The sequence below is a fragment of the Bacillus sp. NPDC094064 genome (assembly GCF_050279585.1).
Classification (GTDB): Bacteria; Bacillota; Bacilli; order Bacillales; family Bacillaceae_G; genus Bacillus_A.
The window spans coordinates 151,607-175,324 of sequence record NZ_JBNNUI010000001.1 but is presented as its reverse complement, the minus strand read 5'-3'; the positions used below and the strand labels follow the sequence as shown (position 1 = coordinate 175,324).

28 protein-coding genes, 1 pseudogene, 1 riboswitch and 1 other annotated feature are annotated in these 23,718 nt (G+C 34.8%); of the genes and pseudogenes, 10 read left to right on the top strand and 19 right to left on the bottom strand.

The genetic code is table 11. From position 1 onward, the window contains the following. Positions 1-288 precede the first annotated feature (288 nt). The 4 genes from ACQKNI_RS00940 to ACQKNI_RS00925 all read right to left on the bottom strand — a co-directional run bounded on the left by ACQKNI_RS00940 (position 289) and on the right by ACQKNI_RS00925 (position 3,763). A complete protein-coding gene (locus ACQKNI_RS00940; protein ID WP_098253147.1) occupies positions 289-1,047 on the bottom strand; it encodes an SDR family oxidoreductase in 759 nt (252 codons plus the stop codon). Positions 1,048-1,103: 56 nt separating this feature from the next. After that, positions 1,104-2,762, bottom strand: a complete 1,659-nt coding sequence (locus ACQKNI_RS00935; RefSeq protein ID WP_098253148.1) for a putative ABC transporter permease subunit — start codon at positions 2,760-2,762, stop codon at positions 1,104-1,106. Beyond that, entirely contained in the window at positions 2,755-3,480 is a 726-nt protein-coding gene (locus ACQKNI_RS00930; RefSeq protein ID WP_000570200.1) for an ABC transporter ATP-binding protein, read from the bottom strand. Before ACQKNI_RS00930 ends, ACQKNI_RS00935 begins: the two co-directional genes overlap by 8 nt. A gap of 88 nt (positions 3,481-3,568) precedes the next feature. Then, positions 3,569-3,763: a hypothetical protein gene (locus ACQKNI_RS00925; RefSeq protein WP_088229727.1), complete on the bottom strand. Its 195-nt coding sequence runs from the start codon at positions 3,761-3,763 to the stop codon at positions 3,569-3,571. A 158-nt stretch (positions 3,764-3,921) separates the two neighbouring features. Between ACQKNI_RS00925 and ACQKNI_RS00920 the strand changes: the two genes are divergently transcribed. Both ACQKNI_RS00920 and ACQKNI_RS00915 read left to right on the top strand, forming a co-directional pair. Beyond that, positions 3,922-4,281 carry a DUF3796 domain-containing protein gene (locus ACQKNI_RS00920; RefSeq protein ID WP_000859221.1) on the top strand — a complete coding sequence of 120 codons (360 nt, stop codon included), beginning with the start codon at positions 3,922-3,924 and terminating at the stop codon, positions 4,279-4,281. After that, a complete protein-coding gene (locus tag ACQKNI_RS00915) occupies positions 4,269-4,469 on the top strand; it encodes a helix-turn-helix transcriptional regulator (protein WP_063675548.1) in 201 nt (66 codons plus the stop codon). Before ACQKNI_RS00920 ends, ACQKNI_RS00915 begins: the two co-directional genes overlap by 13 nt. A gap of 78 nt (positions 4,470-4,547) precedes the next feature. Here ACQKNI_RS00915 and ACQKNI_RS00910 read toward each other — a convergent pair whose 3' ends face one another. Next, positions 4,548-5,510 carry a tubby C-terminal domain-like protein gene (locus ACQKNI_RS00910; RefSeq protein WP_088229728.1) on the bottom strand — a complete coding sequence of 321 codons (963 nt, stop codon included), beginning with the start codon at positions 5,508-5,510 and terminating at the stop codon, positions 4,548-4,550. 697 nt (positions 5,511-6,207) lie between these two features. On the opposite strand from ACQKNI_RS00910, the gene ACQKNI_RS00905 reads away from it, so the two are divergent. Next, positions 6,208-6,705: a DinB family protein gene (locus ACQKNI_RS00905; RefSeq protein ID WP_088229729.1), complete on the top strand. Its 498-nt coding sequence runs from the start codon at positions 6,208-6,210 to the stop codon at positions 6,703-6,705. A 356-nt stretch (positions 6,706-7,061) separates the two neighbouring features. Here ACQKNI_RS00905 and ACQKNI_RS00900 read toward each other — a convergent pair whose 3' ends face one another. Then, complete coding sequence (locus tag ACQKNI_RS00900; RefSeq protein ID WP_088229730.1) at positions 7,062-7,772, bottom strand: YjjG family noncanonical pyrimidine nucleotidase; 711 nt, start codon at positions 7,770-7,772, stop codon at positions 7,062-7,064. A 286-nt stretch (positions 7,773-8,058) separates the two neighbouring features. Between ACQKNI_RS00900 and ACQKNI_RS00895 the strand changes: the two genes are divergently transcribed. After that, positions 8,059-8,484, top strand: coding sequence for a DUF1648 domain-containing protein (locus ACQKNI_RS00895; protein ID WP_088229937.1), 426 nt, complete (start codon positions 8,059-8,061; stop codon positions 8,482-8,484). Between the two features lie 94 nt (positions 8,485-8,578). Here the strand turns inward: ACQKNI_RS00895 and ACQKNI_RS00890 are convergent, their stop codons facing one another. The 3 genes from ACQKNI_RS00890 to ACQKNI_RS00880 form a co-directional block, all read right to left on the bottom strand. Continuing rightward, positions 8,579-9,601: a tyrosine-protein phosphatase gene (locus tag ACQKNI_RS00890; protein ID WP_088229731.1), complete on the bottom strand. Its 1,023-nt coding sequence runs from the start codon at positions 9,599-9,601 to the stop codon at positions 8,579-8,581. A 95-nt stretch (positions 9,602-9,696) separates the two neighbouring features. Continuing rightward, positions 9,697-10,536 (bottom strand): hypothetical protein, encoded by an 840-nt coding sequence (locus ACQKNI_RS00885; RefSeq protein ID WP_088229732.1) that lies wholly within the window; start codon positions 10,534-10,536, stop codon positions 9,697-9,699. Between the two features lie 51 nt (positions 10,537-10,587). Beyond that, positions 10,588-11,307, bottom strand: a complete 720-nt coding sequence (locus tag ACQKNI_RS00880; RefSeq protein WP_088229733.1) for an N-acetyltransferase — start codon at positions 11,305-11,307, stop codon at positions 10,588-10,590. Positions 11,308-11,430: 123 nt separating this feature from the next. Here ACQKNI_RS00880 and ACQKNI_RS00875 point away from each other — a divergent pair, with 123 nt between their 5' ends. Both ACQKNI_RS00875 and ACQKNI_RS00870 read left to right on the top strand, forming a co-directional pair. Further along, entirely contained in the window at positions 11,431-12,270 is an 840-nt protein-coding gene (locus ACQKNI_RS00875) for a DUF2785 domain-containing protein (protein WP_088229734.1), read from the top strand. A gap of 17 nt (positions 12,271-12,287) precedes the next feature. Next, on the top strand, positions 12,288-12,737 hold the full coding sequence (locus ACQKNI_RS00870; RefSeq protein ID WP_088229735.1) for an NUDIX hydrolase: 450 nt from the start codon (positions 12,288-12,290) through the stop codon (positions 12,735-12,737). A gap of 111 nt (positions 12,738-12,848) precedes the next feature. Here ACQKNI_RS00870 and ACQKNI_RS00865 read toward each other — a convergent pair whose 3' ends face one another. The 6 genes and pseudogenes from ACQKNI_RS00865 to ACQKNI_RS00840 form a co-directional block, all read right to left on the bottom strand. Continuing rightward, on the bottom strand, positions 12,849-13,103 hold the full coding sequence (locus ACQKNI_RS00865) for a YbeF family protein (RefSeq protein ID WP_088229736.1): 255 nt from the start codon (positions 13,101-13,103) through the stop codon (positions 12,849-12,851). Positions 13,104-13,197: 94 nt separating this feature from the next. Further along, positions 13,198-13,578, bottom strand: a complete 381-nt coding sequence (locus ACQKNI_RS00860) for a VOC family protein (protein WP_088229737.1) — start codon at positions 13,576-13,578, stop codon at positions 13,198-13,200. Positions 13,579-13,639: 61 nt separating this feature from the next. Then, on the bottom strand, positions 13,640-14,680 hold the full coding sequence (locus tag ACQKNI_RS00855; RefSeq protein ID WP_140417286.1) for an ROK family transcriptional regulator: 1,041 nt from the start codon (positions 14,678-14,680) through the stop codon (positions 13,640-13,642). Between the two features lie 123 nt (positions 14,681-14,803). After that, positions 14,804-15,996 (bottom strand): annotated as a pseudogene (locus ACQKNI_RS00850) (MFS transporter). Positions 15,997-16,052: 56 nt separating this feature from the next. Further along, complete coding sequence (locus ACQKNI_RS00845; protein ID WP_280147252.1) at positions 16,053-16,616, bottom strand: maltose acetyltransferase domain-containing protein; 564 nt, start codon at positions 16,614-16,616, stop codon at positions 16,053-16,055. A 211-nt stretch (positions 16,617-16,827) separates the two neighbouring features. Next, a complete protein-coding gene (locus tag ACQKNI_RS00840) occupies positions 16,828-17,826 on the bottom strand; it encodes a tryptophan--tRNA ligase (protein WP_088229740.1) in 999 nt (332 codons plus the stop codon). Positions 17,827-17,869: 43 nt separating this feature from the next. Beyond that, positions 17,870-18,077 (bottom strand) — a binding site (T-box leader). A 138-nt stretch (positions 18,078-18,215) separates the two neighbouring features. Here ACQKNI_RS00840 and ACQKNI_RS00835 point away from each other — a divergent pair. Then, positions 18,216-19,373, top strand: a complete 1,158-nt coding sequence (locus ACQKNI_RS00835) for a 1-deoxy-D-xylulose-5-phosphate reductoisomerase (protein WP_088229741.1) — start codon at positions 18,216-18,218, stop codon at positions 19,371-19,373. Between the two features lie 29 nt (positions 19,374-19,402). Here the strand turns inward: ACQKNI_RS00835 and ACQKNI_RS00830 are convergent, their stop codons facing one another. Both ACQKNI_RS00830 and ACQKNI_RS00825 read right to left on the bottom strand, forming a co-directional pair. After that, complete coding sequence (locus ACQKNI_RS00830; protein WP_140417287.1) at positions 19,403-20,524, bottom strand: AI-2E family transporter; 1,122 nt, start codon at positions 20,522-20,524, stop codon at positions 19,403-19,405. A gap of 63 nt (positions 20,525-20,587) precedes the next feature. Beyond that, entirely contained in the window at positions 20,588-20,836 is a 249-nt protein-coding gene (locus tag ACQKNI_RS00825; protein ID WP_088229743.1) for a GlsB/YeaQ/YmgE family stress response membrane protein, read from the bottom strand. A gap of 208 nt (positions 20,837-21,044) precedes the next feature. Here ACQKNI_RS00825 and ACQKNI_RS00820 point away from each other — a divergent pair, with 208 nt between their 5' ends. The 3 genes from ACQKNI_RS00820 to ACQKNI_RS00810 all read left to right on the top strand — a co-directional run bounded on the left by ACQKNI_RS00820 (position 21,045) and on the right by ACQKNI_RS00810 (position 22,147). Then, positions 21,045-21,503, top strand: a complete 459-nt coding sequence (locus ACQKNI_RS00820; protein ID WP_088229744.1) for a GNAT family N-acetyltransferase — start codon at positions 21,045-21,047, stop codon at positions 21,501-21,503. A gap of 43 nt (positions 21,504-21,546) precedes the next feature. Further along, positions 21,547-21,689, top strand: a riboswitch (cyclic di-AMP (ydaO/yuaA leader). Positions 21,690-21,786: 97 nt separating this feature from the next. Beyond that, the gene (locus tag ACQKNI_RS00815; RefSeq protein ID WP_000945246.1) at positions 21,787-21,930 is read left to right on the top strand and encodes a hypothetical protein; all 144 of its coding nucleotides are present in this window, start codon (positions 21,787-21,789) and stop codon (positions 21,928-21,930) included. Between the two features lie 52 nt (positions 21,931-21,982). Beyond that, positions 21,983-22,147, top strand: coding sequence for an IS3 family transposase (locus tag ACQKNI_RS00810; protein WP_088229745.1), 165 nt, complete (start codon positions 21,983-21,985; stop codon positions 22,145-22,147). A gap of 42 nt (positions 22,148-22,189) precedes the next feature. Here ACQKNI_RS00810 and ACQKNI_RS00805 read toward each other — a convergent pair whose 3' ends face one another. Both ACQKNI_RS00805 and ACQKNI_RS00800 read right to left on the bottom strand, forming a co-directional pair. Next, positions 22,190-22,717: a DUF3841 domain-containing protein gene (locus ACQKNI_RS00805; protein ID WP_098356795.1), complete on the bottom strand. Its 528-nt coding sequence runs from the start codon at positions 22,715-22,717 to the stop codon at positions 22,190-22,192. A gap of 174 nt (positions 22,718-22,891) precedes the next feature. Next, entirely contained in the window at positions 22,892-23,521 is a 630-nt protein-coding gene (locus ACQKNI_RS00800) for a LysE family translocator (protein WP_088229747.1), read from the bottom strand. Between the last annotated feature and the right edge of the window lie 197 nt (positions 23,522-23,718).

The window sequence follows — 23,718 nt, the reverse complement described above, 5'->3', positions numbered from 1 at the left end:
CCCCTTAAAAAATCCCTTTTCACACGAATCACCATCTTTCCGACAGTAATCTTCATAATAATACGTACAAAAACTGATAAACTCATTTTAATATTCGAGTTTCTTCTACTTCATTTTCCTGCTCTGTAGCAAAAGAAAAAGAGTATATTGTCACATCAAGAATTACTATCTTCATGTGACGATATACTCCCCTATCAAATTTTTATCTTTCTTGACATTTTATTTATACAAAAAAACAAAATAATTCCTAATTTTTTTTGTTTCTCAACACCTGTTAACATAATATTTTTATGAATAACCACCATTCGAATGTATGACTTGCCCAGTAACCCACTTCGCTTCTTCACTTACTAAAAAAGCTATTAAACGTGCAGCATCCATGGATTCTCCAACTCTACCTTGCGGGAACTTCCACACTAAATGATGCTGTAACTCCTCTGTAATCCATCCTGTATTCGTCGGTCCTGGATCAACAGCATTCACTGTAATCCCTTTCTCCATCGCAACTGGTGCTACTGATTTTGTAAATGCTTCAATTGCTCCTTTCGTTGCTGCGTATGCTAGTTCATCAGGCATTGGCCCTAGCGACTGTCCTGAAGTAAGGTTAATAATACTCCCACTCGTTTTCCGTGCATAATGTTTTATGAACAATGAACTTAACAACATAGTAGCCCGGACATTCACGGTATAATGTTTATCTAACTGTTCTATATTTAATTCCTCAATTCTCGTATGAGTAGAATACGCTGCATTATTAATTAATATAGATGGATCGCCTAAACGCTCTGACACTATATAAAACAAACGATTTGGCGAATATGACTGCGATAAATTAATTTCTGCCATTTCACATCGGACACCGTAACTTTCAATTTCCTTTTTCAACAAAAAGGGTTCTTGGTCATGCATTCCCCACGGCATCGCTTTATCATACTGAGACCAGTACGTGAAAAAAATGTCTATCCCTTTTTGAGCAAGCACCTTGCATACAGCTGCACCAATTCCATTCAGACGAGTGGCCCCTGTTACAATTGCTATTTTCTTCACCTTTTCTCCTCCATCTATACGTAGATCCTCTGCACAAATACAGAGGATCTATCTTTTTATTGAATATTTGACAATATACGTTCTGCGCCTAATTTTAATATTTTAATTAAAATATAATTAACAAGGGTAAACAATACAAATAAAACAATAAACATAATCCACAGTCCTACTTGAAGGAAGAAGTATAGTACACTTACTCCGGCCACAATAACTAAAGCTATTAAAATATTAGCTAAAAAATTCCACAAAGTTGTATATCGGCTTTTAAATAATTTTTGCTCTGTATCCCAATGAATATCTGCAGTTTGTGCATCCCAGCGTGTACCGATTAAATTGATTAACAATAAACCGTTCGCACTTAGCAAGAACCAAAGTATCATGAAGACTGGAGAAACTCCCGCTACAACTGCCATCGTGATACCGAATATCGCTAAAATAGTCACATTAATTAACCAAGCCGTTATCGCTTTCGCAAAAAAGATATCCGAAGCTTTTACTGGTAAATATCGATTCACAAACCATGAGCTTCCATCTCGTGAAAATGACGTTGTTGCAATAACGTTACTTCCCATTAAAAATAGTGATGCACAAAGACCAACGCCAATTGCAAGACCTGCCGATTCTGGATTATCAATATACCCTGTAATCCATTTTAAATTTCCGTCCTGTGCAAATAAAACAAAGAACAGCATAATCGGCATAACGACAGTTTGTACAATGCAATTTAAGAAAAATTGCGGTGTACGGAATAACGTTTTAAATTCTTTTTTCACATACGCTTTCAAATGTGAGCTTTGTACCGTTGATTTCTGTAACCCTTCTGCTGAAATGACCTCTTTTTTTGCAGTACTCGTTGAAAGTCCAATAACCCCTTTTAAATATGTACGCTCTGCAATGTAATAAAACAACACAAAAAATACAAATGAAATAACGGCAAAGATCATTACATATAAAGGACCCTTCCAGTTTGCATTTTCTACTAATGCCACCGCTCCAAAATATGTAGTTGGAAAATAATTTGTCATTTGTACTAAAAGAGAGGATTGGTTATTCGCAAGATAATCCGCAATTGCATCTTCAGAAAACGAACTTTTATTTCTCCACTGCATAAATACGTTAATTCCTACAATAAATAGTATACTTACGATTCCAATAAATATATTTCCTCGATCTTTATTTTTCGCTATATTTGTATACCTCATAATAATTGTCATCAGTAACGAAGCTAATACTAGCGGCACGATCGGGAAGAGTAAGTAAATAAAAATCATGTATATGTAATATGTAATAAATGCGCCACTTTTTAAACCGTACGTAATGAAGATAGGTAGTAAAATGAATGAACTCATTACGTATTGTGTAATTAATACCGTTAAAAATTTTGCCGAAATAATTTGCGCTGGTTTTAATGGTAATGGCAGTAACATTTCAATATCATTGCTGTAGTAAAATACAGTTAAAATGTTCGTTATACTCATTAAAAATACCCATATACTCGCAATCGCAAGTCCCATTGCGATAATCATTCCTGGATCTTGCCCTAAATGTATCATTCCCTCATACATTGCGTGCGTTAAAGAACCGAACATTAAAAAGCCAACAAATAATATTGCAGCAAATGAAAATAAATACGCCCATCGTTTCTTCTTATCTGCTATAAAATCTGCATAATTTAATTTCAACAATACTTTCGTTAACGTCCAAATTTTACTCATTGCCCGTCATCTCCAAGAACATTTTTTCAAGTGATTCATTGGATTTAAAATGATCTCTCATTTCATTTAAATTCCCTTTAAACTGCAAATTCCCCTTATTAATAATCGCAACGCGGTCACATATTTTTTCCGCTACTTCTAATACGTGCGTCGAGAAAAATACAATCTTTCCTTTATCTGCATGCTCTCTCATCATTTCTTTTAAAATATATGCAGATTTCGGATCAAGCCCTGTTAATGGTTCATCTAAAATCCACACATCTGGTTCATGTACGAGCACGCCGATAATGACAATCTTTTGTCTCATACCGTGTGAGTAACTTTGAATTTGATCAGATAACGCATTATAAAGATCAAACTTCTTCGCTAAAGACTCTATTCGTTCTTGTCGTACTTCTTTCGGCACTTCATACATATCTGCCATAAAATTTAAATATTCGATTCCTTTTAGTCGCAAAAACATATCTGGGCTATCTGGCACATAACCAAACGTCTTTTTCGCTTCCATTGGATTTTTCATAATATCTTTGCCGTTGATCGTAATCGTCCCTTTGTCCACTCCGTGAATACCAGTAATCATCTTAATTGTCGTTGATTTACCCGCACCATTCGGTCCTAAAAACCCAAAAATTTCTCCACTAGGTACCGATAAACTTAAATCTTTTACTGCATAAGTAGATCCATTATAACTTTTTGACACATTCGTAATTTCAATCATTACATCCAATCCTTTCCTTAATTACCAAATAACTATATTGATATTATAGCATGTTTTCATTTTTAGATTTTTGTATTTTTCAGTTTATTTAACCTTTAAAATAAATGTAAACTCCTAATCCAACGATTAAAACGACAGCTAGTATAATATAAATCATCGTAAGACGTTTAATATTCCCTTTTGTCGCTTTACTATAATTCGCATCACCATTCCGCCCAATTAACACTGTCGCAATTACAGTAATCACTACAAGTAATACGACGATCATGATCCCAGTTAACATTTCTTCCTCCCCCTCCTTACAACCATTTTACAATATTATCCTCTTTATTTCGCAGCATATTTCCTCTTTTTACTATTATTATGAAAAGAATTGGAAAACTATTATTACTATACATTTCCAAATGTGATATATTTATAACATTATAAGGAGGACCTATCATGAAAACAACTTGGATCAAATATTTAGGATTTCTCGGTTTCTTCGGTTTCCTCGGCTTTTTTTACGAAAAAGGATTGTTTACTATGTTCTGTTTCTTCTCCTTTTTCACTTCGTATAGAACGGTTCAACACGATGAGCTTTTTGAACAAATCGTCAATAAATCGTGCCGCAATGCATTTATCGTTACATTATTAACAACCGCTATCATTATGTTTATTGAAATGCTATTTCCAAACCCGGTGCTACAAGAAATCGATATCGCTCTTATTTTCGGCACACTCATTCTTACATTCGGATTCTCCATGTTCTTTTACGATAAACCAGTTGATGAAATGGAAGATGCACCATGGCGTTCGTAACGAAAATAAAAGAATACCGCGCCAAATTGAACATGACACAGGAAGATTTAGCGAAGCAAGTTGGTGTACGCCGTGAAACAATTAGCCATCTCGAAAAAGGAAAATATAATCCTTCCTTGCAGCTTGCTCATGATATAGCGAAGGCACTTCATAGTACGATTGATGAGATTTTTATTTTTGAGGATTAACAAAGGGCACCAAGTCACCAGAACGACATAAAAAATACCTGTATCCTTCCTATGAAGAATACAGGTATTTCTCATTTATCACCCATACAAAACCGCATGAAATACACCTAACAGTAAGTATTGATCCTCTATATAATCATCATCAAACACATTCATCTCGATATAATACATATCTTCCTCAAGACGAATATTCCAATCTGCAGTCACATAGCCTTTTCGTAATAACTTTCCAAGCCCAATTGAAGTTTTTTGAACAACATATTCTTCTCTCTTATATGTAAAAGTAAATAAGAAATTTGCATCTAATAACTTTCCATCACATACAAGTATTTCATGCTCTGCATCATAATTATCGATGTACGTTACTAAAATCTTTCTTTGTCGCTGCCTACTTACATCCTTTGCAATGACGCGAATATTGTCCTTACTATCCTTTATTTCATAAATGATATTACTACCAACTTTTGGAATGAAATCTAGTACTTTCATCAACGTATTTTTATAATAGCCCCGTACTACGCCTACTTGTTTGCTTTCATTGTAAACCTCGATAGGCGTAGTATCCGCTTTACTATCACACAATCGTTTGTAAGAAAGCTGCATCATTCGCTCTCCTCTTAAATACTGATCAAACGTCACAGGATATTCTATCGCGCGCAGTTCTTTATTTAGCTCATATAAATAGCGTTGAACGCTCTCTACTAATGTTGTAGTAGAGATACTTTCCTGAATTTCAAATTGTTGCCAACTGGAATAAATCTTCCACTGATCGTCCTCTTCATAGAAGAATCTGAGAATGACTTCATCACGTTCAGGCGTTTCATAATTCATCTGTTCGTTCTGCCCGTGTTGCACTTGCTCCATCCACTGTCCTAAATAAATGCCAAGCTCTGCAACTTTCATGCATGACTTCTGAAAAAATACTTTGTCACTCGCGCAAATCGTTACATCACCTTCAATAAAGCCTTTTGCATAAGCAGCATATCGTGGGTCATCCTTATCTGGAATACTTTTGTCTAACTCAAATAAAAACGTTAACATCCTTTACTCACCTCTAGTTGTTACACAGCTCATACCTAACATTGCATCACTCTGAGAAACTATGTATATATACACATTTAATTCATGTATTATAACACGTAAATGACCTTAGTATAGAAATACTATTTTTGCTTTGCGAACTCCCTCATAATAGAATAACTATCCTCTTATTATTTTTTTCTTGACTTAGAGTTCACTCTAATCATTATAATCAACTCATAGTTCATTCACAGTAAAATCAATTGGATAAAATTCAGGAGGAATCGGAAAAGCTAAAATCAAAAGTGGCTGACATTATTGCAGACCTGGATATTGTCATTCTAACCTTTGATTTATCTATTACTACAATTGTACATTAAGGTACTATTTAAATAAAAACCAACGATTTCCTGTGCGTTAAGAAGTCAGTGATTCTTATTATTTTTGCCTTATTTTACTTTCTCTTAATAGTCGTAAATCTTCTATAATTTATTTAGTACATATAAAGTGAAACTTTAATCAGTGGGGGTTTTGTCCATCCCCCACTGATTATTAGTTGAACCAATCGGGCTTTTAGGGGCAGTAAGACCCCCACCTAACTTCTTCGCTTTCGGTGAATTTTGAGGTGGGGGTCTTACTGCCCGTTAATGCGGGATAAAAGAGACGGAACCTTAAAATCAGCAAATTAGAAAATAAAACAGGATGGGAGTCAATTATTATGGATCAATCAAATAAAGCATTTAGCCAAGCATTAGTAAAATCGTTAAGAGGAGAACGAGGACATCTTCCCATCAAAAATGCTTTGTCGGATATAGACATGGCGCTTGCGGGAAAACGCAGAGAGGAACTGCCTTATTCTATTTATCAATTAGTAAAACACATGACCTACTGGCAAGATTTTCTCTTATTATCCGCCCAGGGGAAGAAGCCTGCATTACCTGCCCATGTAAAAGAGAGCTGGCCTGAAGAAGAAGGGCCTGCCGGTGAGGAAGAGTGGCAACAGATTATTCAGTATTTTCTTCAAGGGATTGAACAGGCATGTACGATTGCCCAAACTGTTCAATTGGACAAAACATTGGAGGAATGGCCTGGTGAAACCACTGGCGGTGTTCTACGCAATATTGCATCTCACAACTCCTACCATTTAGGAGAAATTGTGCTGATTCGCAGATTATTTAGTGCTTGGCCACCGCCAACAGGTGGATATCCGTTCTAAACAAAGAAAGGGTTCCACCCCATACCCATTAACTTAAGATTTTGAATTACCCCCAAAACGAAATTTTTACCACTTTACAGTTATTTATGAGAATTAAATACATTTTTTTACTTGATGGAGATAGGGTAGAAAAATATACATTTCATCTCCTAAAAAAATAAAAAAAGATTGCTCATATCCTAAGAGGCAATCTTTTTTTATTTTTAAGCTGTTTGTAATGACAAATTACAAACAGCTTATTATTTAGCGTTATTTCTGTTTTCTTTCAGTAAAATTGTTTTGACTTGGTGCCATCTTTTTTGTTCCATATCTTAGTATATGAAATTATATTGACGATTCGTCAAATATCACCATGATTAAAATGAGGCTACCTTTTCTTCCGCCACTTCCACAATTTCTAACATTTGTAGCAAACTCTCCACTTCATAAGTCGGCTTAACACCAGTCGTGTTCTCTTTCAAACTCGGATTATACCAACACGTATCAATGCCGTAATCTTCTCCGCCCTTCATATCAGAAGTTAGCGAATCTCCAACCATTAGTACGCTTGATTTATCAGTAATACCAAACTTCTCAAATGCATAATCAAAAATCTCACGTGCCGGCTTTTGATGGCCGACTTCTTCTGAAATAATAATATGATCAAAGAAATTACATAAAGGCGAATTTCCAATTCTAGATTGTTGCACCTTCGTATATCCATTCGTAATAATACCTAACTTGCAATCTTGAAGATTCTCACATAATCGCACTGCACCTTCTATAAGATGTACTTCTTTTCCTAAGTTTTCAAGATATGCATCACTAAATTGCTGCGCATCTACTTCTATATTATGAAGGGCAAATAATTGTCTAAATCGATCTACCGCTAATTCACTTAACGTAACCATTTTATTTTCTAAATCTCTCCACAATCCATTACTAATCTTTTTATAACTTGCAAGATAATCATTATAGCCTGTAGGCATACCGAACTGTACAAACGCATTATGTAATGCGTTTCTCTCCGTTTCAGGAAAATCTAATAATGTGTCATCTACGTCGAATAATATAACTTTGTATTTCATTTTTCTCTCCTCAATTATTACGTTATTTACAACTTGTAGTTTCTCATTAATTGTCTCTTAAGTCGAACTTTTTGTTTTTACTGTACAGAAATTTTACACTTGCTTAAGACACACGAGTCATGTTATTCAAAAATAATTAATTGTGAAAATACTATAAATTTGAGATAATTTGGATAATGGATACTATAGAAAGGGGCGGGAAAATATAGTAAATTCATGGAAAAGACCAAAAATAAATATCCCAAAAACAAAAAGTGAATGGATTGGAAATATTATTGGATATTCATTGTTCTTTGGGTCAATCATTTTTTTGATCATCATTTGGGGAGAATTACCCGAGGAAGTACCTGCACATTATAACGCATATGGGGTTGTAGATCGCTGGGGATCAAAGTGGGAACTTCTGCAGCTACCAGGAGTAGGAGCATTCATACTCCTATTAATACAGACTTTAGAAAAGTTTCCAGAAGTTCATAACTATCCACAAAGACTTAATGAATCGAATGCTGAGCAGTTTTATTTAAATAGTAGAAAAATGCTTAATCAATTAAAAAATATCTGTTTACTTATTTTTGCTTTTATCCAATTTGAAACAATTTCAATAGCTTTAGAGTGGAGCGGCGGTTTTGGAAAATTATTTTTACCGATATTATTAATCGGAACAGCTATTCCAATTGTCATAGGAATAATAAGGCAACGAAAAATTTCATAATATGGACAACGTAATCCGGTTATCAATTACTTTATGGAACAAAATTATAGCAACAATAAGAAAAGGAGGCTAATCCAATCAGCCTCCCTCCCCATTATTTCTCCTCGAGCAATAACACTTTCATTTCCTCTAACGACTCTTCCGTAAAGCCAAGAGCCTTTTCAGCATACTCTTCAACTGATCCGTATTGCTTTTGGATTTCATCAATCGCAGCTTGTAAATACTCGGCGCGTGCTTCAAACATTGCACCTAATATTGCTCTACTTTCATCGTTTTGTAATTTTGCACCTAAAAAGGCCATCATTTTTTCGTTTAATTTTTCACGGAAGCCGTTACTTAGTAAGTAGTCTTCCATTACTGTTTTTTCCGGTACACCTAGTAACAGTAATAATAACGCTGAGCCAAATCCAGTACGATCTTTTCCAGCTGTACAGTGGTTTACTAACGGTAAGTTTTCCGGATTTTGCGCGAGTTTTAAAAAGCTAACGAAAGCCTCGTTGCCATCGACGAAATCTTGATTCATGTTCACAAGATATTCGCCTGGTTTCCCTAACATAGATAAGTCACCCACTTGGAAAAACTCATTTATATTTAAGTCTTTCGCCAACTCTTGCATAACTGGTAAGCACACTTGACGAGCGCCTGTAATACTTGGGTTTGGCTTATGCTTTACTTCAAAGTCTGTGCGATAGTCACAAATTAACTTTAGTCCAGACTTTTGTAAATACTCGATATCCCATTCTGTTAGTCCTGCTAGTTCTTCAGAGCGGTACAATTTGCCCCATTTTACTTTACGGCCTTCAAGTGTTTCATATCCTCCCATATCACGGAAGTTAAAAGCTCCTTGTAATGGTAATCTGCGCTCCGCTACTGTAACTGCTTGTCCATTACTTCCTACTAATCTAAAATATGGACGCTCATTTTCACTTATGTTTTCAATTGTATATGATGATTCTCCATTTACCGTTGCAAGTAATTCGCCATTCTCTTCAATATGATCTGGTGAAGTACTCCAATAAATGCGAACTTCTTCTATATTATTTTCCCACTTTATATGTAACGTATCATCTGCATTTCGTTCTACAGTTGCTTGTAGCCAATGTCTTTGCTGCTCCATTCTTTCACCAACGCTTTCCTCGTATAGTATAGTTTAATCCTTCTTTATTGTATTATAGAAAAGCATACTTTGTCGTTTCGATTCTTCTATTTATCTTACAAACATGTGAAAAGTTCTTTTACTTGTTCATAACTTGTACACGGATTCCCTCGAAATACGTATGCGATTTGTTCATTACCTAGGCTTTCATATACAACTGTTCCGCGATTAGGGTGCGAATAAAACTCTAACCCGTTTATAATCTGTTTCACGCCATAATTCATTGTCCATGAAGAAACAGGATAATACGCTTTGTTTTTATGCCGACAAACCCAAAGCGCATATAGTTTATTATCTTCGTCCCAATATACATACTGCATTTCGTCATTTCCGAAACCGACCGATTCAAGTTTCCAGCTTAACTTTTCATGAAGTGGTAATTTCGAATATGATACGTCATCTGGAGAATTCCACTCTCTGCATCTTCCTATCTCACCACTTCCACCTTTTTTCGCTTGAAAGCTTAATAAGTGAAATGGTGTATGTAGTATCGTTTTCACAAACTCCATATTTACCGGTTGTAACCCAAATAGAAATCTTTCCATTTCATCTTGGTTTACATATCCATGGTCAATAGAAATTTCAATTTGTGTTTTCCATCTAGATGTAACATAACTTTCTTTTCCCTTATAATTTACACCTTTCCAATACACAAGCCTTTTATATTGAAAACAATCTCCTTTTGCTTGAGAAATACAGCTATCCGGAAATACTGGTTCCATAATATCGAGAAAAAACTCTTTTACCCGAAACATACTAGTTGGCGTAACAACTTGAAACCAAAAAGTTTCCCACTTTTCACCTTCATAACGTTCTGAAACTTTTTCAACTTTCCAGCCTTCTAACAATACCTCTGGATACAATAAAACAAATGAATGCATGGATTGCTTTAACATATATAGTCCCCTCCCGCTATACGAGTTCGAGAGTATACATCATTCATCCTCCTAAAACTTTCTCACATATCTCTCAGTTGAACTCAGCAGCTGACATCCGTTCTTTTCAAAAACATCCTTCATCCACTCATTTTGCACATTTGCTTCACCAATATAATAAGATGCGCCTATTTCTTTTAAAACGAACATCGCCCCTGTAAAGAATGCTGCTTCGTACCCTTTATTTCGCATATTTGGAGTGACTGCGAAATACATAAGTTTCCCTTCTTCTAACGTACCTCTTTCAATGTGCGGGATTACAATTCCTATTTGCTTTTCACCTACAACCGCTGTTAAACAATGTTCTTTCCATTGCTCACCAATTTCTTGTTCCATCATAATTACAAATTGATCCGAAGCGACTTGTTCTCCCGTCACTTCCTTCCAAAGAGAATAAAAAGCGTCTTCTCCTACTTCTTCAATAAGCTTAAAATCAATTTCACTTTCCACATCTTCTACTTCGTATATATCCTTATATACAATGATGTTTTCCGTAACATATTCAATTGAATACGTTTCGAAACATTTCTTATACACATCATAATTTGGACTTTTTGAAGAAATCTCAATATGTATTTCTATTCCATCTTTCTCCGCCTCAGCAACGCAATACTGCAGCATCTCTTCCAATTGCTCTTCTGTAAAAACCTCTGCATTATTTTCTTTTATCATTATTAAAGAAGCACTTCTTCTTATTTTAAAATGTTTTTCTAACAGTTCTATAGTCGTCATATTCATCCCTCATCTATGTCATACTCGAATTTCTACTCGTTCTCTTTGCATGTGCAGGATTGTCCTTGAATATATAGAATACTAGAAAAGATCGCATCTTTAAAGTGCGAAGGAGGTTCTCCATTGGATATTACAGCGCTGCAACAACAGTTAGAGCTTATACAACAAAATGACTATACGCAACTGCAACATATAGATATAAATGAGTTAACTTTAAACATGCTTCAATATATCGGAACGACTGACAGTTATGTTCGTTACCAACTTATATATAAATGTTTTGCTCATTTTATTCATCATGAATTCCTTATGGACGATCAGCTGAAATTACTTTTACATACTTGTTTAAGTGATGAGTATTTATATTGTGACATTCACTCCCCACAAACAGATGGGGTTTTCACACGTTCTTACACTGTTTCGTTAATTGCATTAATACTCCAATTCGCTAACTCGCACTACTTTTTTACAGAGGAGGATATCGAGGAAATAAAAAACAAACTCATTACATATACAAACTTGGAAATGGATTTTCGAGGCTATATTGAAAATAAAGGATGGGCTCATTGTATCGCCCACGTATCTGATGCCATTACTGAAATTGTTCACAATTCTTATACGACCTTTCAGTGGTATGAAGAATTAATTCATTGTTTATTAAATAAAATTTTCATTCCGTCTGATCTTTTTCATAATAACGAAGATGAACGTATCGTTACTCCATTACTAGCAATGCTGTATCATGACTTCCCGCAAGATACTTTAATTTCAATTATTCATAAAAAAATAAAAAGGCTTCCTCAAATTAGAAAACGCCTTTCACTTAATGAGTATTGTATTTTATGTGCGAACATTAAAATCTTTTTACGCACATTATTTTTTAGAACAAAAGATGATCATAACTTAGCCTTTACAGCACGTAAAACAGAAAGAATGTTAAAAGAACTTCCTAACTATTATTAAATACAAGGAGCAATGACATGGGTTATATTGAAGATATGAGAAATCTAGTAGGAAATCATCCACTTATTCTAATAGGATCACACGCCATTATATTAAATGAAAACGATGAAGTATTACTGCAGCTCCGGACAGATTTTAACCGCTGGGGCATTATTGGCGGTGCCTTAGAATATAACGAAACGTTAGAAGATGCTTTAAAACGAGAAGTATTTGAAGAAACTGGGCTTATCATTGAAAAGCCAGAACTGTTCCGCACATACTCAGGACCAGATTTCTTTCAAATCTATCCAAATGGCGATCAAGTACACGGTGTACTCGCTGTTTATATTTGCCGAGAGTTCCAAGGTGAGCTTGTATGTGATCAAACTGAGTCAAAAGAATTACGCTTTTTCCCACTTGATGAATTGCCTAGTACTCTTCATCCAGTTATTAAGCGTATTATTAAGGAGTTTCAGCACTCCAATTAACAAACGTTACATAATTTTATATAGAAATAAAACAACCTCATTTCCCGTCATGATAACGCGAAATGAGGTTGTTACCGTTCACCATAAATCCCTATTTCCCCCAAAACGATATTAACGTTCTCTTTCTACAACTTTATATCCCTTTACAAAAAGTATAGTTATATAGGAAACAAGAAATGCAAAAATAGTATACATGCCAACCCAAAAGAAAAATGATGGATCATGCAATGTAACATTTAACGTAAGAAAAATAAAAAATGTGACCATTGGCATCACGTAAAGTGTACCTATTCTATATGTCACAGCTATTGAAAAAATACAAATAAGCAATGGATATATACAGAAAATCAAAATTGACTCACTCACCGTTATGTCCCCCTTTCTAAAGAAATAATAGATTTCTCATACACATTTTGGGGAACAACAAAGTTTTATACTTTTATCAATTAGTAATAAAATGTTAGATTGTTATCTCAATTTGATTTCCTTCAGGGTCACTTACTACACTTTCATAGTAACCATCTCCTGTAGTGCGTGGACCATTTAACACAGGGTATCCTGCTTCTCTTAATATATTCGTTAATTCGTTCACCTTTTCTTTACTACCTACAGAAAAAGCAATATGTGCATATCCTATTGTTTGTGTTTGTATTGCATCATCTATCCCTACCTGCTTCATAAGTTCTAGACGCGCACCACCTTCAAAAGTTATGAAATAAGATTCAAACTTCTTTTTCGGATTGTGATATAAGCTATTTTCTTCACCATCGAAGTATTGTTTATAAAAATCACGCATTCTTTCTAAATCATTCACCCAAATTGCTACATGTTCAATTTTCATAATCGACACCTTTTCTTTTATGTTATTCAACTGGCAATTGGATGCTTCATTGCCAGTACATTTAACTTTCTTTGTTTGTTTTCGTAATCATGAGATCAAGTCCAAGGCTTTTTAATCCATATAAATAATCTTCTTTCCAATCACTCACTGTTATTTTCGGAATATGCTCTGCTGGAATGTACTGCGGACAATTTTTTATAATTTGATCTATTACAAATTGGTTCACTTCATCATCGCAGAAAATAAAAGCATGAGGGTTAATAATAGCTATAAATGTAGCTATTAAACGGGTCATAGCATCTATATTATATTCCTCTGGATTATCGGATTTTTTCACTTCGTCCCCACTTCTCAAAGCTTGCAAGAAATTTTTATTATCATACTGCGGAACGAAAGATATCTCTCCTGAGAAAAAGGTACTTCCTCGTACGACATCTCCATTTACCATAATCCCGGCACCTGGACCGTTTTGACCTGCATACAAATATACAAGAGATGAATTGTCATTACTTCCTGAGTTTTTATGATAGCCGAGCACTGCAGCATTCATATCGTTTTCTATTACTACAGGTATAGAAAACCGTTCTTCCAAGTGATTTTTCAAATTAAAATTTTGAAACTTTTCATATCCAGGAATGTAGAAAATACGCCCATTATCGACTGCACCAGGCACACCAATTGATATTGAACTTATTTTCGGAAATGTAGCTATTAGACTTTCTATATGTTCTGTTAATAGACTTAGGCCCGTATCCATTAATACACTTGACGTACTGCCTTGTTCTTTCACTTCCCCTAAACAGTTAAAAATTGTATAGTTCGTCTCATTTTTTTCTAAAAATATCGCTACTCCTAACATATATTCCGGATTATATGCATATCGTTTTGCTCTTCTTCCGCCACTTGAATCATCTAAACCGACTAAAGTGACTTCACCGTCTTGTTTCATTTTTTCTATAAATTTGCTTATCGTTGGAAAACTAATTTCTAATGTATTACTAAGTTCAACTTTCGTTGCACTACCTCGCTCTAGAAGAGCTGTACGAATGCCGCGAAGGATCGTCTCTTTAATCGATTTTTGAGTAACAAATTGTTCACTCAAATCGCTCACCACCTTAATCAACATACTTATTAAACACTTTTAATAAGTTGCGTTGACAATATATCATACATCATTTTCTAAAGCAATAGAGATGCTATATTTCCGCTAGCATGTACTCCTTATTTAGCTCGATGTATTCTCTCTCGTAACAGACGATACGATTCCGGACAAGAGAACAAATAATAAAACAGCTAGCAAGGCATTGCGTATTCCGAATGCTTCCCCCAGTATACCTAAAAATGGTGGTCCGACTAAAAAGGCTGTAAAACCGATTATAGAAACTGCAGCAACATTAGAAGTCGCGTTTTCACTATCATCTCCAGCGGCTGAAAGACCAATCGGGAAACCTAGCGCCGCACCAGTCCCCCACAGCACGACACCAAATGCTAGAAAATACGAGTTACTCCCAAATATGACGATTGAAATTCCTATAATCGCCATCATAATCGTAGCACGTACGACAGCCACACGACCGAACCGATCAAGGAAATAACTGCTACACATACGAGCTAACGTCATTGCCGATACAAAAATAGTGTACATAATAGAACCTGTCACTACACTTTGTCCATGTCCGTCTACCATTATAATAGGTAGCCAATCATTTGCACTTCCTTCTACAAATGCCATTCCAAGCACAAAAAGACCAATTAAAAGCACCTTTTTTTCCATACGTAAGGACGTATGCTTCGCTCGCTTTTTGTTCGGCGATATCTCCTTCTTTCCTATTCCATGCGGAAGAAAACGATACAACATACATACAAGTAATAAAGACACAAGAGAAACTGCAAAAAATTGATATATAATAGGGATATGGAGCGAGGCAGCAACAGAACCGCTAAGCGCACCTACTAAAGTTCCTATACTAAAAAACCGTGGAATTTCGGAAGAAGTGTCGTTCCTAGTTTCTGCTCAATGGAAGAACCTTCTACATTCAATGAAACTTCCGCCAATCCATATCCTACTCCAAATACTAGTAAGCTACTAAAAGCCCCCATGCTGGAAACAAAATAAATAGTAATACCTAAACATAGTAATCCAACAATCATCAAAAACATACTGCCTATAATAACGTCTCTAGCTCCCTTATAGTCAATGAAATGACTTGCACTTAGTAGACCAATTATTGAGCCGACAGATAGTCCGAACAAAATCCAGCCCATTTCTGCATTTAACACTGCTAAAATATCCCGCGTCGCTGCTGTTCTTGAAATCCATGTAGCAAACGCGACACCTGGCAAAGCAAATAAAAGAAATAGAGCATTTCTAGCGGCAAATAATGTCTTTGTATGATTATCGGTACAATATTTCTTCATATGAAACACCTTTCAAATTGTCTATACGATAATTTACACTCTAATGAAAACACTTTTTATTCTTCTATCGTTTTAATCACTTTAGCTGGGTTACCTCCAACTACTACATTATTAGGTACATCTTTTGTCACAACTGCTCCAGAAGCAATTACAGCATTATCTCCAATTGAAATACCAGGGTTAATAATCGCTCCCCCGCCAACCCAAACGTTGTTACCTATCTTTACAGGTTTTCCATATTCTTTGCCAGAGTTCCGTTCCGCTGCCTGTAACGGATGAGTAGCAGTATAAATGTGAACACCAGGTGCAAACATACAATTATCACCAATTCGAACTTCACAAACGTCCAAAATCACACAATTGAAATTGGAGAAAAAGTTCTTTCCAATATGGATATTGTAACCATAATCACAACGAAAAGTAGGCTTAATATGTGATATTCCGTCAGCTGAAGAACCTAAAAGCTGATTTAATAAAGTAAAACGCAACTCATCTCCTGTTTCCATAGCCTCGTTATAAAGACGCGTTAACCGTTTTGCTTCAATCCTATCAGCTACTAATCCTTCATCATCTGGCATATACATTTCCCCTGCCACCATCTTTCCTTTCTCTGTTTTCATACAATCATCTCCTTCGTTATAGAATGAATTACACTTATTAAACAACTTTAATAAGTGACTTTGATTATACTTATTAAATACATTTAATAAGTACCCCTATATTAGCATACTTTTTCATATATGCAACTTATAAGTTTCGAAAGGAAATGTGAACCCCTTACTTTACGTATCGATATGACGAATAATTTATATAGAAAAAATGAGGGAACGCTCAGCGTCCCCTCTCAAATCCAATCCGCTTTTTAATTTCTGCTAAATTTGCCTTCGCAATAGTACGCGCTCTCTCTGCACCTTTTTCTAACGCTTCATATAATAAATTTGGCTCATTCATATACATAACGTATTTCTCACGGGGTCCTGCTAATTCACGATCTACAACGCGGAATAACTCTTTCTTCACATCTCCCCATCCGATTCCAGTCTCATATTTTTCACGCATGGACTGTATTTCATCCTCTGTCGCGAATTCTTTATATATTGTAAATAACGTTTCTAGTTCTTTCGGTTCATTTGGAAGTGAAGAATCTGTTTTGATTTTAAATATCAATTTTCGCAGTTTTTCTTGCTCAGCAAATAATGGGATCACATTCCCGTAACTTTTACTCATCTTTCTTCCATCAAGCCCTGGTAATATTGCTCCTTCTTCTTGTATGACATACTCTGGAAGCGTAAATGTCGTGCCGAACGTATGATTAAAATACGTCGCAATATCACGAGCAATTTCAATATGCTGAATTTGATCTTTTCCAACCGGTACATGAGTAGCTTGAAATAATAAAATGTCAGCTGCCATTAAAATCGGGTACGTATATAACCCCATATTCACTCCTGCATCGTTCTCTAATCCCGCTTCTTTATTTTGCTCTACCTTCGCTTTATACGCATGAGCACGATTCATAAGACCTTTCGGAGTTAGACAAGCTAATATCCAAGCTAATTCTAGAATCTCCGGCACTTCTGTTTGGCGGTAAAAAATAACATCTTCTCCAAGCCCGAGTGATAGCCAAGTAGCTGCTACCTCTTTCGTATAACTACTGAACTTTTCTGAATCATGCACAGCATTTAACGCATGATAATCCGCTATAAAATACAATGCTTTTCCTTCATTATTCTTTGACATTTGCAATGCAGGTTTAATCGCACCAATATAATTGCCTAAATGTGGATAACCTGTCGGCTTAATTCCTGTTAACATTATTTTTTCACTCACACTAACTCCTCCTTTCTCAAAATAAAAAGAGCCTCTCATCCTTAAAAAGGACGAGAAACTCCCGCGGTACCACCTTAATTAGCTATCATTATAGCTCACTTCAACTTCTTAACGTGAAGTAACCGTCTTTACCTACTCATTTCAGTTAGAAGCTCCGGAGCCCATTCCATATTCATCCCTTACTGATTTCCACCACACATCAGCTCTCTAAAAAGTTCCGAATATGTACTCTTCTCTTTCATTGCTTTTTCGTTATTTTTTACAGTTTATCACATTTCACTTCCAAACAAACCCTAATTTTCTATTTTATATAGCAGGAATTTCCACTTCAATTGTCTAATGTTATATAGGTTTGCAGAAATATTCGAAACAACTTTGGAGGTTTTTTCATGGTAAAATATATATCAATTTTAGGTTCAACAGGATCCATCGGCACATCTGCATTAGATGTCGTTTCAGCTCATCCTGAACATTTTAAAATCGTCGGTTTAACCGCAAATTATAATATCGATCTTCTTGAGCAACAAATCAAAACGTTTCAACCTCGTATTGTAAGCGTTGCGACAAAAGACTTAGCAGACAAGCTTCGTACGCGTATTTCAGCAAATACAAAAATCATACACGGGACTGATGGCTTAATTGCAGTAGCTACTCACCCTGATTCAAATCTTGTATTAAGCTCTGTTGTCGGTGTTTCAGGATTACTCCCAACAATTGAAGCATTAAAAGCGAAGAAAGATATCGCTATCGCTAATAAAGAAACTTTGGTTGCAGCTGGACATATCGTAACTGAACTAGCGAAACAAAACAGATGTCGCTTAATTCCAGTAGATAGTGAGCATTCAGCTATTTTCCAATGTTTAAACGGCGAAAATAATAAAGAGATTGAGAAGTTAATTGTAACAGCTTCCGGTGGTGCTTTTCGTGATAAAACACGTGAAGAAATGCAAACATTACAAGCTAAGGACGCTTTAAAACATCCAAACTGGTTAATGGGTGCAAAACTAACGATTGATTCTGCCACATTAATGAATAAAGGCTTTGAAGTAATGGAAGCGAGATGGCTATTTGATATTCCATATGAAAAAATTGATGTAATGATTCATAAAGAAAGTATCATTCATTCTTTAGTAGAATTTATTGATGGATCAGTTATGGCACAGCTCGGTGCTCCTGATATGAGAATGCCGATTCAATATGCGTTTCACTATCCTACTCGGCTACCTTCTTCCTATGAAAAATTAAATTTATTAGAAATCGGTAGTTTACATTTTGAAAAACCAGATTTAGAGAAGTTCCCTTGTCTACAATACGCATATGAATGTGGCAAAATCGGTGGTACTACTCCCGCTGTATTAAATGCAGCAAATGAAATTGCGAATGCACTATTCTTAAAAAATAAAATTGCCTTTTTCGATATTGAAAAAACAATTTACAAAACAGTTGAAGCTCATCATAACGTAAAAGATCCTTCACTAGATGCTATATTAGAAGCGGACCAATGGGCGCGCCAATATGCAAATGAATTGTTAATAAAAAAGAGCTAAAACAGTTCCCACTGTTTTAGCTCTTTTTTTCACGTATTCAACTTAACAAATCTATAACCATGCGTAACTAAAACTTTTAATATCGCATACCCTGGAATTGCTAAAATAACCCCCATAATTCCAAATAAATTGCCGGCAGTTAAAATAATAAAAATGATAGTAATTGGGTGAATATCTAGCTTTTTCCCCATAACTTGCGGAGAAATAAATTTCCCTTCTGCTAATTGTACAACCATCATAACGATAATTACTTTTAAAACCATTGCTGGCGAGTCAATAAATGCGATAATTAAAGCTGGTGTAATTGCAATAACTGGCCCTACGTACGGAACGATATTTACAATCATCGCTAAAATAGCAAGTAGTACTGCATATTTAATACCGATAATAAGGTAACCGATTAATAGCATAATACCGATAAATAAGCTAACGATAATTTGGCCTCTAATATACGAGCTAATCGCATAATGCATATCATCTAGTATGTTCTTCGCTGCTGGTCGTCTTTGTTCTGAAATAAACTTCAAAAAGTGATTCGGTAATTGCTCACCATCTTTTAAAAGATAGAACAATATAAACGGAACCATTACAAATGTTAACACAACCTCTGTAACAGTACTCAAAAATCCCGTTACATTCCCAGTTACTGATGATAATGACTTTGTAAAATCAACTGTGTAGTCTTTTACCATGTTTGCCACATCTATATTTAAATTCTCTTGAATTTTACCGAGTACATTACTTTCCCCAAATCTACGTGCCGCACGTTCAATTTCATGACCGAAATATGGTAAGTTACGTATTAACGCATCAATTTGATCTTTAATAATCGGGATTACTGTTACTACTAAAAATACAAATAATCCTAGTACTATTATATATATAGAAGCTATTGATACGATTCTTGAAACACCTTTCTTTTCTAAAAGTGAAACGAATGGATGTAAAATATAAAATAGTACGCCCGCCAATAATACTGGGAAGAAAATTGTTTTTAAAAAGACAATAAACGGGGTAAATACAAAGGAGATTTTTGTTAGCAATAATATGTTAATGAACAATAATGCAAATCCAAGTAACACCGCTAAATAATTTTGTTCTCTAAAAAACTTTTTCAACTTATCTCTTTTTCTTACATTTTCTTTATCCAATGAAACCACCTCTTTGAATGATGAAAAGCCCTTAATCAGGGCTTTTCATCATAATCTATATCTCTATTTCCTTGCAGCTTTCACTACAAATGATACAATAAGAATTAAAACGATTGCTCCTAATAATGCTGGCACGACATGAATCCCACCAAATGATGGCCCAAAAGATCCAAATAATCTACTGCCTACCGAAGCACCTAATAAGCCTGCGATAATATTGCCGAACATACCACCTGGGAAATTTTTACCCGTTATAGAACTAGCAATTGCACCTATAATAGCACCAACTATTAATGTGATAATCCATCCCATTTTTAGCCCTCCATTTCTATTATAGTTGTATGATTCAATACAAAAATATGTATTTATCAATACTAATCATATTTCACTATAGAAATATACCTACTACTATTTTACGTATGGAGATACATATATTATATGCAAAACAGAAAAACATTGTCAAACTTATCCAACAATCAATTATATCGATATAACTATTCTGAAGGAGGATTCATATTTTATGATTCATAAATTACTTTCCCATTCTTATGAAGTAGCAACATCTATTTTACAAGTTCAAATACCAGCTTATACAATTGAAGCGGACTATATAAACAGTACCGCAATCCCTCGTTTATATGATACTGTAAACGATATTCAAAGTTGCGGTGAAACATTCTATGGATATTTTTCTGAAAATAAACTTGTCGGCTTTATTTCTTTTATACACGAAGAAAATCTAATTGATATTCACCGACTCGTTGTATCGCCCGATTTTTTTCAAAAAGGAATCGCAACGAAACTACTACTTTATATTTTTAACATGTTCCCTTCTTCCATGACATATATTGTACAAACAGGAAAAGCAAATACTCCCGCTATCGCATTATATAAAAAACACGGCTTCATTGAAGTAACAAATACAGAACTCCCTGATGGTCTAGTACTTACACAACTTAAAAAAAGACAGAAAAAATAAAATAGTTTGACTCATTCGTTTATTTATGTTATTTTTTACCTTATATAACCTTTTGCTGAATCCAAAATTTGGAGCGGGGGAACCATTTTTGTAGCTATGCTACTTGGGGCGAATCTTTTTTAAGTAGGGAAACTCTCACTTCCCGAGTCCGACAGCTAACCTCGTAAGCGTAATGGGAGAGGAAGGTGCTCTTTGCCTATGTTACACATTTTGCCTCCTTAATTATAAATATGGAATCGATACCGAATAGACGACTATATTTATAGAAAAGGAGATATGCATTATGTTACGTTTATCTGATCACGCAATAAAAATGATGGAACAAAGACTTCGACTCGAACAACACCGCACATATCAAGCAAATAAAGTTGTAGATAACTTACATCACAAATACTTCTTTCAGCATATTTTTCAACCGAAAAGATAAAACACTATTTATTTAAAACAAAAAAGGCAAGGTGTGTCTATAAAGACGTTCCTTGTCTTTTTTGTTTCCTTGTCTTTTTTGTTTCCTATTCTTTTATAATATCCTCACTACATTTAAACTTGCCGTACACAAATATAGACATTTTTATAATCATCAAAGGTTTCAAAAGAAAGCAAATCACCTGAGCCCATATGAATATAGAACTCAGGTTGCTTAGTTGCCCCTTTTAAAGAGGTCACTGTAGTGTCAACCCTCTCCTCTATTTAGCAATAAACCGATTTACTTTAATTACGTTTTTCATTTCAATACGTGGTGTTACGCCCTGAATCCAATCTGGATCAAATCTAAGCCAATCTTCTTCTGAGTTTTTTAACCAATCAAAATCAAAAATATTGGACCATGAAGATATCATTTCTTCTTCAGAATAAACTTCTTCTAATTGGTTATACTCTTCTTCTGTTTGAGTTAATAGCCATTTGTTTAAAACATAATGCCAAGAATCAAAACATGACCAAAGAATATCCTCTTCCGGTATGTCTAATGCAATGATAACACCTTTTTGACCTTTAGGTAGCATCCCTGGTCGGTTCTGATCTGGTCTTTTATGCCAAAGCCATACAGGATAAGTTGAACCATCATAATTAGGAAGCCTTTCCTTCATCTGTCCCATCATCCAAGCATACGAAGATTTAAATTCTGGCCAAACATATTTTTCATTACCCTTATAAAAACCGTCGTCTCGCATTTTCCTATATATATGAAGAGGTTTTACTGTGTATACTATCAAATAAACACTTCCTATCTAACTATTAATCATCTTTTATTATAATATACCCTAAAATAACAACTCATCAAATAAGATGGATTGACTACGCAGCTTTTGCAATTGGCTTCTTCTTAGTACATTACTTTCTCACCTTAATAAACGTCGTTGGCACCATTCTAGCTTATCTACTCTATTTTAACTAAAAAATCCTTTCGATAAATTGTACATAGACCATAAACCAAACATTAATATAATTAATCCAGAAACACGATTTACAATATTGAAAGGAAAGTTTTTTATTCGATTCTTCAATATTCCAGTTACACTACTGAGAGTTAACCACCATAATGTAGAACCTAAAAAAACTCCTAATACTACAGACAATTCAGTCATAGTATCATCATTTGGATTAGAAATTCCTAACCCAGAAAAAATGGCTAAGAAAGATAAAATGGTTACCGGATTTGTAATGGTTAAAAAAAAGGTAGAAGCATATGCTCCAAAAACAGTATTACCATTGGCTTTAGCTGATGTTTTTGACGGTTTTGAAATGAAAATTTTCAGTCCTAGATATAGTAAAAACACACCACCAATAAAATGAATCCAACCTTGTTGTTCAACTAAAAAATTAGTTACAACTGTTAAACCGAGTCCAGCAATCATTCCATACAGACCATCAGCTGTTGCTGCGCCTAAACCCGAAATAAAACCAATAAATTTTCCGTACTCAAGTGTACGTCTTATGCATAAAACTCCAATAGGTCCGACAGGAGCAGCTATACTAATGCCAATGATTATTCCCTTGATAAACAATTCAAAAACCAACTTAATATCCCTCCGATGTTAAGACTATCCTTTTGTGGATTTAATTATTTTTGTGTTTATAACAGTTCTTATTAGGATTAATATTCAGAATAAAATAATAACACTTTGTTTATAATTAATAAATAAAATTACATATTTTTATTTATTAATTAACGGAGTGTAGCTAACTCACTAATATACAACCTACGTTAAGGTTT

Excerpts from the sequence above, each read along its gene's own strand:
- ACQKNI_RS00930 (WP_000570200.1), bottom strand. The coding sequence starts at position 3,480 with ATGATTGAAATTACGAATGTGTCAAAAAGTTATAATGGATCTACTTAT.
- ACQKNI_RS00845 (WP_280147252.1), bottom strand. The coding sequence starts at position 16,616 with ATGAAAACAGAGAAAGGAAAGATGGTGGCAGGGGAAATGTATATGCCA.
- ACQKNI_RS00825 (WP_088229743.1), bottom strand. The coding sequence starts at position 20,836 with ATGGGATGGATTATCACATTAATAGTTGGTGCTATTATAGGTGCAATT.
- ACQKNI_RS00880 (WP_088229733.1), bottom strand. The coding sequence starts at position 11,307 with ATGACGACTATAGAACTGTTAGAAAAACATTTTAAAATAAGAAGAAGT.
- ACQKNI_RS00885 (WP_088229732.1), bottom strand. The coding sequence starts at position 10,536 with ATGTTAAAGCAATCCATGCATTCATTTGTTTTATTGTATCCAGAGGTA.
- ACQKNI_RS00860 (WP_088229737.1), bottom strand. The coding sequence starts at position 13,578 with ATGAAAATTGAACATGTAGCAATTTGGGTGAATGATTTAGAAAGAATG.
- ACQKNI_RS00820 (WP_088229744.1), top strand. The coding sequence starts at position 21,045 with ATGATTCATAAATTACTTTCCCATTCTTATGAAGTAGCAACATCTATT.
- ACQKNI_RS00890 (WP_088229731.1), bottom strand. The coding sequence starts at position 9,601 with ATGGAGCAGCAAAGACATTGGCTACAAGCAACTGTAGAACGAAATGCA.
- ACQKNI_RS00910 (WP_088229728.1), bottom strand. The coding sequence starts at position 5,510 with ATGTTAACGTTTTTATTTGAGTTAGACAAAAGTATTCCAGATAAGGAT.
- ACQKNI_RS00870 (WP_088229735.1), top strand. The coding sequence starts at position 12,288 with ATGGGTTATATTGAAGATATGAGAAATCTAGTAGGAAATCATCCACTT.
- ACQKNI_RS00925 (WP_088229727.1), bottom strand. The coding sequence starts at position 3,763 with ATGTTAACTGGGATCATGATCGTCGTATTACTTGTAGTGATTACTGTA.
- ACQKNI_RS00815 (WP_000945246.1), top strand. The coding sequence starts at position 21,787 with ATGTTACGTTTATCTGATCACGCAATAAAAATGATGGAACAAAGACTT.
- ACQKNI_RS00905 (WP_088229729.1), top strand. The coding sequence starts at position 6,208 with ATGGATCAATCAAATAAAGCATTTAGCCAAGCATTAGTAAAATCGTTA.
- ACQKNI_RS00835 (WP_088229741.1), top strand. The coding sequence starts at position 18,216 with ATGGTAAAATATATATCAATTTTAGGTTCAACAGGATCCATCGGCACA.
- ACQKNI_RS00920 (WP_000859221.1), top strand. The coding sequence starts at position 3,922 with ATGAAAACAACTTGGATCAAATATTTAGGATTTCTCGGTTTCTTCGGT.
- ACQKNI_RS00915 (WP_063675548.1), top strand. The coding sequence starts at position 4,269 with ATGGCGTTCGTAACGAAAATAAAAGAATACCGCGCCAAATTGAACATG.
- ACQKNI_RS00935 (WP_098253148.1), bottom strand. The coding sequence starts at position 2,762 with ATGAGTAAAATTTGGACGTTAACGAAAGTATTGTTGAAATTAAATTAT.
- ACQKNI_RS00900 (WP_088229730.1), bottom strand. The coding sequence starts at position 7,772 with ATGAAATACAAAGTTATATTATTCGACGTAGATGACACATTATTAGAT.